9 protein-coding genes are annotated in these 9,840 nt (G+C 62.6%); 7 read left to right on the top strand and 2 right to left on the bottom strand.

What is annotated here, in order from left to right; genetic code table 11:
* A partial coding sequence (locus FJ417_RS32610; RefSeq protein ID WP_181183367.1) for a porin occupies window positions 1–336 on the top strand: 336 nt, incomplete at its 5' end.
* A 223-nt stretch (window positions 337–559) separates the two neighbouring features.
* Here FJ417_RS32610 and FJ417_RS32605 read toward each other — a convergent pair.
* Window positions 560–2,239, bottom strand: a complete 1,680-nt coding sequence (locus FJ417_RS32605; RefSeq protein ID WP_140786302.1) for a sulfotransferase — start codon at window positions 2,237–2,239, stop codon at window positions 560–562.
* A gap of 65 nt (window positions 2,240–2,304) precedes the next feature.
* The gene (locus tag FJ417_RS32600; protein ID WP_140786301.1) at window positions 2,305–3,987 is read right to left on the bottom strand and encodes a sulfotransferase; all 1,683 of its coding nucleotides are present in this window, start codon (window positions 3,985–3,987) and stop codon (window positions 2,305–2,307) included.
* 136 nt (window positions 3,988–4,123) lie between these two features.
* On the opposite strand from FJ417_RS32600, the gene FJ417_RS32595 reads away from it, so the two are divergent.
* From FJ417_RS32595 to FJ417_RS32570, 6 genes are all read left to right on the top strand, one after another.
* Window positions 4,124–5,236, top strand: coding sequence for a pyridoxal phosphate-dependent aminotransferase (locus tag FJ417_RS32595; RefSeq protein ID WP_140786300.1), 1,113 nt, complete (start codon window positions 4,124–4,126; stop codon window positions 5,234–5,236).
* 84 nt (window positions 5,237–5,320) lie between these two features.
* Entirely contained in the window at window positions 5,321–5,602 is a 282-nt protein-coding gene (locus FJ417_RS32590) for an acylphosphatase (RefSeq protein ID WP_140786299.1), read from the top strand.
* 96 nt (window positions 5,603–5,698) lie between these two features.
* Window positions 5,699–6,346, top strand: coding sequence for a TetR/AcrR family transcriptional regulator (locus tag FJ417_RS32585; protein WP_140786298.1), 648 nt, complete (start codon window positions 5,699–5,701; stop codon window positions 6,344–6,346).
* A 48-nt stretch (window positions 6,347–6,394) separates the two neighbouring features.
* Window positions 6,395–7,558: an isovaleryl-CoA dehydrogenase gene (locus FJ417_RS32580; RefSeq protein ID WP_140659960.1), complete on the top strand. Its 1,164-nt coding sequence runs from the start codon at window positions 6,395–6,397 to the stop codon at window positions 7,556–7,558.
* Between the two features lies 1 nt (window position 7,559).
* The gene (locus FJ417_RS32575) at window positions 7,560–9,167 is read left to right on the top strand and encodes a carboxyl transferase domain-containing protein (protein WP_140786297.1); all 1,608 of its coding nucleotides are present in this window, start codon (window positions 7,560–7,562) and stop codon (window positions 9,165–9,167) included.
* A 2-nt stretch (window positions 9,168–9,169) separates the two neighbouring features.
* Window positions 9,170–9,700 carry an O-acetyl-ADP-ribose deacetylase gene (locus tag FJ417_RS32570; protein WP_140786296.1) on the top strand — a complete coding sequence of 177 codons (531 nt, stop codon included), beginning with the start codon at window positions 9,170–9,172 and terminating at the stop codon, window positions 9,698–9,700.
* The last annotated feature ends 140 nt before the right edge of the window (window positions 9,701–9,840 follow it).

The raw sequence follows: 9,840 nt of genomic DNA, 5'->3' as shown, positions 1-9,840 counted from the left end.
GCCAGCGAGGGCAAGCTCAACGACACATCGGCAGTCGCATTCGCGAACGGTCGTGGCTTCTACAAGCCGTGGGGCGGCAACTGGGCCTTCTGGGCTGGCGGCACCTACAAGTTCAGCGACAAGGCCTCGTTCAACCTTCAGGTGTCTGGTGATCAGTGGAAGGATTACGCGATCGCGGCCAATATTGCCTACACCGTCGTCCCTGGCCTGACGGTCACGCCCGAAGTTGACTACCAGCACGTTGGTTCGGATGCTTTCGACCACGGCAACGTTTGGGCTGGCGCCACGAAGAAGAACGCCGTCGGCGCGATCATCCGCTTCCAGCGCGATTTCTAAGACCAGATATTTCGGGGAGACAGGAGAACCCGGCGGGCAACCGCCGGGTTCTCTTTTTTTGTTTGATGGGTATCGAGATCCAAGAACCGCTGCGCAGTTCGGATGTTGCACCAGCCGTGTATCCGAGGCGCCGTTTGGCGTTCGACCTGATTGCGCCGCAGCGCGGTGGAAAGCTTTAAAAATTCCGGGGAGACGGCGGGGCAGCCGCACCCCGTGATCGAAGTCAAACGTCGGCGAGGTCGCTCAACGCTTCGATCAAAGGCTGGATCTGACTTTCGTAATTCTTCCAGCGCTTCACCGACGATTTGTAGATCGGCTGACGAACCTGCCAGCGGCTGGGCGTGGTGACCGCCCCTTCCCTGTCGAAGAAGCGCAGGCACGCGTCATCCCAAGGCAGGCCGAGATGATCGATGAGCCGGCGCGACTGTGCCTCTTGATCCTCGACGAGCGTCTCATAGCGATTTTCAAAGATACGGCCTGGGAAAACCTCGTTCCAGTGACGCATCAAGCGGTCATATTCCCGATAGTACAGGCCGAGTGCCCGCAGGTCTGCATTGTAGCTGTGTGCCGAGTTGAAGGGGAGGACATAGCATGACACGCAATTGTCGATGGCGTCGCGGCGGCAGTGAATGATGCGCGCATTGGGAAACAGAAGGGCGATAAGACCGATCAGCTCAAAATTGTGCGGCTCCTTGTCGACGACGCGGAGCGCAGCAGGCGCCCGTTCTCTGAGGTAGGACAGATGCTCTTCGGCCAGCGTCCTGGTCAGTTCCGGCGTAAGGGAATTGACGGGCTTGCTCAAATCTTCTGCCGACGATTTGAGGTCGATTGCGTTTGCTACCCGTCTTAGTTTTTCAAGTTCTCCCGCGCCATGAACTCCGGGATGACTGGCCAGGATCTGTTCCGTCAGTGTCGTTCCGGAACGGGGCATGCCAACCACGAACACAGGGAGATCGGAAGGATCGCCAAGGCCGGACGCGGCGGCAAACAGGCCGGGCGTGAAGATTTCAATCATCGAGTCCACGAAACGACGATACTGATCGATGTCGAACCGGTAGCCGGCGGCCTGCTTGGCCTTGTTGAAATGGTCGAATGCTTCCGCATAGCGCTTGAGGTCGTTCTGCACTTTACCGGCGGCGTAGTGAAGGCTCTGCACGGCCTCCGCGTTAAGCTCCCGACGGTCGAGTTCGCGAAGGATCGATTGGAGTTCTGGAGGCTCTTCGGTAAACCTCCGGCTCTGCACGAGCTCGTAGTAAGCAGCCGCTGCGTCGACGCGACGTTCGATCGCCTCTTTGAGATAGGCGCCGGCCTCGTCCATACGCCCAAGACCAGTGAGCGCAGCAGCAATTCCGGTCCGCGCCTTGGGGTGATCACGGTTGATCTTCAGCGCCTTCTCATAAAGCGCCAATGCCAAGTCAGGTTTGTCGAACTGGGTATAAACACGCCCCAAGGCGCACAGGGCCTCCACAAGATCGGGCTGTATTTCCAAGGCATGCTGGATGTATTTGATAGCGGCCGAGAATTCACTCAGCTTCGCATAGGTCTCGCCGAAGCTAAGGTGGTAGTATGGGTTTCCAGGCTCCTCTGCGACCGCACGCGCGAAATAGCGCAGAGCCGCCTCATCGTCATAGCCCAGACAAAGCGTGCCCATGATGTACAGGGCCAACGGATGGTTTGGCGTCCGCGCCAGCACTTCAAGGCATAAGTCCTGTGCTTCACCAAGCCGTTTGGCTTGTTGATGCTCATAGGCTTTCTTCAGCAGCGCGTCATCGGCCTGTGCACGTGCGAAAGAATTTGCCTTCGAGGGACCTGGCTGTGGCGGACTTGCCTGGGGCCATCTGGGCTTCGGCGCAGCGCCGGATTTGAGGTGTTTGGACCAGGCGGGAGGCAGACGATTGTTCATCGCGTCTGCTAGCAATAAGCACCCATGGAATCCAGTCAAAGCTCGGTGAGCAGCGGGCCCGTCGTTCAAATATCCGCGAGATCGCCAAGCGCCTCGATCAGCGGCTGAATTTCGTTTTCATAGTTCTTCCAGCGCTTGACCGACGTCTTGTAGATCGGTTGCCTGACCTGCCAGCGGCTCGCCGTGGTCACAGAGCCCTCCCTGTCAAAAAAGCGCAGGCAGGCGTCGTCCCACGGCAATCCAATGTAATCAATGAGGCGCCGCGATTGTGCCTCCTGGTCGTCGACGAGCATCTCATAGCGACTCTCGAAGATGCGGCCCGGAAGCACCTCGTTCCAATGCCGCATCAAGCGGTCATATTCGCGATAGTAGAGGCCGAGAGTTCTCAGATCATCGCTATAACTGTGATAACCGTTGAAGGGCAGAACGAAACAGGAAACGCAATTGTCGATGGCATCGCGACGGCAGTGAATGATGCGCGCCTTGGGAAAGAGCAAGCCGATAAGGCCGATCAGCTCAAAATTGTGCGGCATCTTGTCGACGATACGCAGCGCGGTGGCGGAACGTTCCGCGAGATAGGACAAATGCTCCCTGGCCAGCGTTTTCGACAGCTCCGGCGTGATCGAATCGACAAGGCCGTTCAACTTTGCGGCCAAGGAGGGCTTAAGGCCGATGGCATTCGCAACCCGTCCCAATTTGGAGAGCTCCCCCGCGCCATAAACATCGGGATGACTGGCCAGGATCTGTTCCGTCAGCGTCGTTCCGGAGCGGGGCATGCCAACCACGAAAACCGGCACTTCGGAAGGATTACCAAAGCTGCGCTCGGCGGCGGCAAACAAACCCGGTGTGAAGAGCTGGATCAGCGCGTCGACCCACCGACGATACCGGTCGATGTCGAATGGTTGAGAGGCCTGTTTCCCCTTCCGGAAATGATCGAAGGCTTCATCATAGCGTTTGAGATCATTCAGCACCTTGCCGGCGGCATGGTGGAGCAGCCGAGCGCCGTCCGGTCCGAGTTTCGCACTGCCAAGTTCACGAAGAATGGAACGAAGTTCTGGAGGCTCGTTGGTGAACTTTCGCGTCTGCGCAAGACGGTAATAGGCGCCCGGCAGGTCGATGCGCCGCTCTATTGCCTGGTTCAGACAGGCGGCGGCTTCATCCATGCGGCCCACGCTGCTCAGGGCATTGGCTAGCCCCACCCTGATCTCGGGATGATCGGGGTCGATTTTTAGCGCTTTCTCGTAAAGCGGCAAAGCCAGATCTGGCTTATCGGAGTCCACATAAGTGCGTCCCAAGGCACAGAGCGCCGCGACAAGATCAGGCTGCAGCTCCATGGCGTATCGCATATGCTCGATCGCCGGCGAGTGTTCGCCGACCTTAAGATAGGCCTCTCCCAAGCTGAGGTGATAATAGGCGTTGCGCGGCTCCTCCGCGATGGCGCGGGCGAAATATTGCAACGCCGTCTCGTCGTCATAACCCAGGCATATGGTTCCCATCATAAAAAGGGCGCGCGGGTAATTCGGCGTGCGCGCCAGAACCTGCAGGCACAGATCCTGAGCCTGCTTCGGACGCTTGGCCTGCTTATGCTCATAAGCCTGCTTCAGCAGCAGGTCGTCGGACTGCGCGCGCGCGTCCGGTCTCGAGGGATTCGCCTGCGGCGATCCGGGCCTGAGCGCCGGAGCGGATGGCTTGGGTACCGGACCGGACTTGATATGCTTGGCCCAGGCGGGCGGCAGACGATTGTTCATAGCACTTCGCTAGCAAAAGAAGCCGCCGGAATCCAGCCCGCGCGAGACCGTGCCTCGCCGACGGGTCCCCTGCCCTGCTTGCACCGGCCGGGGGATCACGCTAGCAAGAACGCCCCTTCCCACGCGAGCTTTTGCCATGCGCCAGCGCCCGTCCCTCACGCCGATCATCGGCGCGCTTCCCACCACGGTTCCGTTCGTCGGCCCCGAGGCGCAGGAGCGCGAGCGCGGGCGGCCTTTCCGCGCCCGCATCGGCGCTAATGAAAGCAGTTTCGGGCCTTCGCCGCGCGTCATCGCCCGCATGGAAAGCGTCGCCCGCGACCAGTGGATGTATTGCGATCCAGACAATTACGAGCTGAAGGTGGCGGCCGCCGCGCATCACAAGGTGGCCGTCGAAAACGTGGTCGTGGGCGAAGGCATCGACGGCCTGCTCGGCCTGGTGGCGCGCATGTATGTCGGCCCTGGCGACGCCGTGGTCACCTCGCTCGGCGCCTATCCCACCTTCAATTTCCACATCGCCGGCGTCGGCGGCCGCCTGGTGACGGTGCCCTATGCCAACGACAAGGAAGACCTGGACGGGCTCCTCGCCAAGGTCGCCAGCCAAAAGGCGCCGCTGGTCTATCTCTCCAATCCCGACAATCCGATGGGAAGCTGGTGGGAGGCGCCGGATGTCGTCCGCTTCATCGAAGCGCTGCCGGAAACCACCATGCTGGTGCTCGACGAGGCCTATGGCGAGCTGGGACCCGCCTCGGCGCTGCCGGCGATCGATGTCACGCGGCCGAACGTCATCCGCATGCGCACCTTCTCCAAGGCTTACGGCCTGGCCGGCATACGCTGCGGCTACGCCGTCGCGGAGGCGGAGGTGATCCGCGACTTCGAAAAGATCCGCAACCACTACGGGGTCAGCCGCATGGCGCAGATCGCCGGTCTCGAGGCGCTTGCCGACCAGGACTATTTGCGCTCGGTGGTGGCGCGCGTGGCGGCAGGGCGCGAGCGCATTTCAACCATCGCCAGGCAGAACGACCTCAAGCCGCTGCCCTCGGCGACCAATTTCGTCACCATCGACTGCGGCCGCGACGGCGCCTTCGCGCTGAAAGTGATGCAGAACCTTTTGTCGCGCGACGTGTTCATCCGCAAGCCGATGGCGCCACGGCTCGACCGCTGCATAAGGGTCAGCGTCGGGCTCGACCACGAACTCGACATCTTCGCCGAGGAACTGCCGGGCGCCCTGGCAGCGGCGCGAGGTAATTAAATTCCATCGCATCTGACGGCGTCCGGCCTGTTGCCTTTGGCTGGCCCTGTGCCAGATTCCGGCAAGATGCATGGAGCGTAAGCGATGCTGGTCGAGCAGCGGGCCGTTCGGGCGCGCATTTCCGGCAGGGTTCAAGGTGTGAGCTACCGTGTCTGGACGCGCGGCGAAGCCATGCGCCTCGGACTGACGGGTTGGGTGCGCAACGAGCGCGACGGCTCGGTCGCCGCGCTGATTGCCGGCGCCGATGCCGCTGTCACGGCGATGATCGAACGCCTGTGGCAAGGGCCGCGGGGCGCGCTCGTCTCGAAGGTCGAGATCGAGGAAGCGTCCGACGCCGCGCCCGTGGATTTCAGGATCATCGTCTAGTCTCATTTCGCCTCCGCGAGCCAGGGCGGGCGATAGCATATGAGGTATCTTGAATTAATTGAACGTTCGTTTTATTAAATGCTGCTGGAGGCGAACATGGCGCGCACCACAGGTTCCGACGGGGAAAAAACCGAAGCGGCCGTCCGCGAGGCGGCGGTCAGCCTGATCGCCCGCCTCGGCTACGAGGCGATGTCGATGCGGCAGCTGGCGGCGGAGGTCGGCGTGCAGGCGGCCGCGCTCTATCGGTATTTCCCAACCAAGGAGGACCTTCTGTTCACGTTGATGCGTGAGCATATGGAAGGCCTGCTCAAGGCTTGGGACGCGGCGCGGCCGGCGAGCGCTGATCCGGTCACCCGCCTTGCCGCCTATGTCGAGAACCACATCGCCTTCCACATAGAGCGGCGTCACGCCACCCATGTCTCCAATATGGAATTGCGCAGCCTCTCGCATGAAAGGCTGACGCAGATCCTCAAGATGCGCACGACCTATGAGAAGGAGCTGCGCACGATCCTGCGCGACGGCGCCGAGGCCGGTGTCTTTCAGGTCGACGATACCGGGCTCACCGCCATGGCGCTGATCCAGATGATGACCGGCGTCATCGTCTGGTTCCGGCCGGGCGAGCGGCTGTCGATCGCTGAAGTCACGGCATCATATCTTTCGATGACAATGCGCCTGGTCGGCGCGACAATCAGCCATGGCACCGCGCGTCCTTCCGGGCGCGCCAGGGACGCCGTGGCACTCTGATACAGGCATGATCTCCGCGAAGACCGGGCATGCGCAGGGAGGAACGGCATGTACACGAATACGCTGAACTTCGGACTTGATCCCGACATCGAGGCGCTGCGCGATACCGTGCGGCGCTTCGCCCAGGACAGGATCGCGCCGATCGCGGCCGAGATCGACCGCTCCAACGAGTTCCCCGCGCATCTGTGGGTCGAGCTCGGCGCGCTCGGTCTGCTCGGCATCACCGCCGATCCTGATTTCGGCGGAACCGGCATGAATTATCTCGCGCATGTCGTGGCGATGGAGGAGATTTCGCGCGCATCGGCCTCGGTCGGCCTCTCCTACGGCGCGCATTCGAACCTCTGCGTCAACCAGATCAACCGCTGGGCCACCCCGGCGCAGAAGGAGAAGTACCTGCCTGCCCTTTGCTCGGGCGAGACGGTCGGCGCGCTGGCGATGTCGGAACCAGGCGCCGGCTCGGACGTGGTGTCGCTCAGGCTGCGTGCCGAAAAGCGCAACGACCGCTATGTGCTCAACGGCTCGAAAATGTGGATCACCAACGGCCCCGACGCCGGAACGATGGTGGTCTATGCCAAGACCGATCCGGACCGCCATTCGCGCGGCATCACGGCCTTCATCGTCGAAAAGACGATGGCCGGCTTTTCAGTCGCGCAGAAGCTGGACAAGCTCGGCATGCGCGGCTCCAACACCGGCGAGCTGGTGTTCGAGAATGTAGAGGTGCCGTTCGAGAATGTGCTGCATGAGGAAGGGCGCGGTGTCGAGGTGCTGATGTCGGGGCTCGACTATGAGCGCGCGGTGCTCTCCGGCGGGCCGATCGGGCTGATGGCGGCCTGCCTCGACGTCGCTGTGCCTTACGTGCATGAGCGCAAGCAGTTCGGCCAGCCGATCGGTACGTTCCAGCTGGTGCAGGGCAAGCTCGCCGACATGTACTCGACGATGAATGCCGCGCGGGCCTACGTCTATGCGGTGGCCGCCGCCTGCGACCGCGGCGAGACCTCGCGCAAGGACGCCGCAGGCTGCGTGCTCTTCGCCGCCGAAAAGGCCACGCAGATGGCGCTCGACGCCATCCAGTTGCTCGGCGGCAATGGCTACATCAACGACTATCCGACGGGGCGGCTGCTGCGCGACGCCAAGCTCTACGAGATCGGCGCCGGCACCAGCGAGATCCGCCGCTGGCTGATCGGGCGCGAGATCATGGCGGAGGGGGTGTGAAGTGACGACGCTTCAAACCCAGATCTCCCCCGCCTCCGACACCTTCCGCGCCAACGCCGAGCGTATGCGCGCGCTGGTCGCCGACATCGCCGAGAAGGCGGCAGGCGTCGAGCGCGGCGGCTCCGATGAGGCCCGCGAACGGCACGTCTCACGCGGCAAACTTTTGCCGCGCGAGCGGCTGGCGCAACTGCTCGACACCGGCTCGCCCTTCCTCGAGGTCGGCCAGTTCGCGGCATGGTCGATGTATGGCGAGGACATTCCGTCGGCGGGCATCATCACCGGCGTCGGCCGCGTCGAAGGCCGGGAAGTGATGGTCGTCGTCAACGACGCCACGGTGAAGGGGGGCACCTATTATCCGCTGACGGTGAAGAAGCACCTGCGCGCGCAGGAGATCGCGCTGCAGAACAATTTGCCTTGCGTCTATCTGGTCGACAGCGGCGGCGCCAACCTGCCCAACCAGGACGAGGTGTTTCCCGACCGCGAGCATTTCGGCCGCATCTTCTACAACCAGGCCAACATGTCGGCGGCCGGCATCCCGCAGATCGCCTGCGTCATGGGTTCGTGCACGGCGGGCGGCGCCTATGTGCCGGCGATGTCGGATGAGACGATCATGGTGCGCAACCAGGCGACCATTTTTCTCGGCGGCCCGCCGCTGGTGAAGGCCGCGACCGGCGAGGATGTCAGCGCCGAGGAGCTCGGCGGCGCCGATGTCCACACCAGGCTTTCCGGCGTCGCCGACCACTACGCCATGGACGACGAGCACGCCTTGGCCATTTGCCGGCGCATCATCCGGAACCTGAATCGCAACAAGGCCGTAAGCCTGAATTTGCAGAAGCCGATTCAACCGCTTTACGATCCGCGGGAACTCTACGGCGTCGTGCCGACGGATCTGCGCCAGCCCTATGACGTGCGCGAGGTGATCGCGCGTCTCGTCGACGGTTCGGAGTTCGACGAGTTCAAGCAAAACTACGGCACGACTTTGGTCACCGGCTTCGCGCATCTGCACGGGATGCCGATCGGCATCATCGGCAACAACGGCGTGCTGTTTTCCGAAAGCGCGCTGAAGGGCGCGCACTTCATCGAGCTCTGCTGCCAGCGCGGCATTCCGCTGATCTTCCTGCAGAACATCACCGGCTTCATGGTCGGTCGAAAATACGAGGCCGGCGGCATCGCCAAGGACGGCGCCAAGCTGGTGATGGCGGTCGCCACCGCGAAGGTGCCGAAGCTCACCGTGATCATCGGCGGTTCCTTCGGCGCCGGCAATTACGGCATGTGCGGCCGCGCCTATTCGCCCCGCTTCCTGTGGATGTGGCCTAACGCGCGTATCTCGGTGATGGGCGGCGAGCAGGCGGCGACGGTGCTCGCCATGGTCAAGCGCGAGGGCATCGAGCGCAAGGGCGGTGAATGGAGCGCCGACGAGGAAGCGAAGTTCAGGAAGCCGATCCTGATGAAATACGAGCATGAGGGCCACCCGCTCTACTCCTCGGCGCGGCTCTGGGACGACGGCATCATCGATCCGGCCAGGACCCGTGAAGTGCTGGCGCTCAGCCTTTCGGCGGCGCTCAATGCCGGCATCGAGGAGACGAAATTCGGCGTGTTCAGGATGTGACAATGGGCGCTCCCGGCGACAGGATCCGCATCCACACAGGCGACATCACCAGGCTCGCAGTCGATGCCATCGTCAACGCCGCCAATTCATCGCTGCTGGGTGGCGGCGGCGTCGACGGCGCCATCCATCGCGCGGCAGGGCCGGAGCTGGTCGCCGAATGCCGCATGCTGCATGGCTGCAAGACCGGTGACGCCAAGCTGACCAAGGGCTACCGGCTGCCGGCGCGCTATGTCGTCCACACGGTGGGGCCGGTCTGGCAAGGCGGCGGCAAGGGCGAGGCGGAGCTGCTCGCCTCCTGCTATAGGCGTTCGCTCGAAATCGCCCGCGACCATGGCTGTCGCACCATCGCCTTCCCGGCGATCTCGACCGGCATTTACCGCTTTCCCAAGGACGAAGCGACCAGCATCGCCGTGGGCACGACAGCCGACTTCTTGCGACAAAACACGGTGCCGGAGGTCGTTACTTTCTGCTGCTTCGACGACCAGATGGCGGAGTTATATCGGCAGGCCGTTGCGGCCATTGGGGAGAGCTGATCTTGGAGCAAAAGGCTCAGTACAGGCAAATTCAGATGATCAGCTGGAGAGGCTGGCGGGACAGCGCCCCCCTCTGTCCTGCCGGACATCTCCCCCACTAGGGGGGAGATTGGCAGCTTTGGCGCAGCCGCTCTCTTTTC

It is taken from the genome of Mesorhizobium sp. B3-1-7, from assembly GCF_006439385.1.
In the GTDB taxonomy this organism is placed as follows: Bacteria; Pseudomonadota; Alphaproteobacteria; order Rhizobiales; family Rhizobiaceae; genus Mesorhizobium.
This window is presented reverse-complemented; position numbering and strand designations above follow the sequence as displayed.